Annotated in this window: 1 protein-coding gene; it reads right to left on the reverse strand. The window is 42.1% G+C overall.

Annotation, left to right across the window (positions count from 1 at the left end):
• Nucleotides 1–202: hypothetical protein (locus TT13_RS11145; protein ID WP_045477449.1), on the reverse strand; the 202-nt coding region annotated here is incomplete at both ends.

Genomic DNA, 202 nt, shown 5'->3' on the forward strand with positions numbered 1-202 from the left:
ACTTAATGAATCTGATGTTGAGTCACTGTCTGAGATTGAATCACTCATTGAATCGGACGTTGAGTCACTGTCTGAGATTGAGTCACTTAGTGAGTCGGACGTTGAGTCACTATCTGAGATTGAATCACTTAGTGAATCGGACGTTGAGTCGCTATCTGAGATTGAATCACTTAATGAGTCGGAATCGCTGATTGAATCGGAC

Origin of the sequence: Weissella oryzae SG25 (assembly GCF_000691805.2) — a bacterium.
GTDB classification, from domain to species: domain Bacteria; phylum Bacillota; class Bacilli; order Lactobacillales; family Lactobacillaceae; genus Weissella; species Weissella oryzae.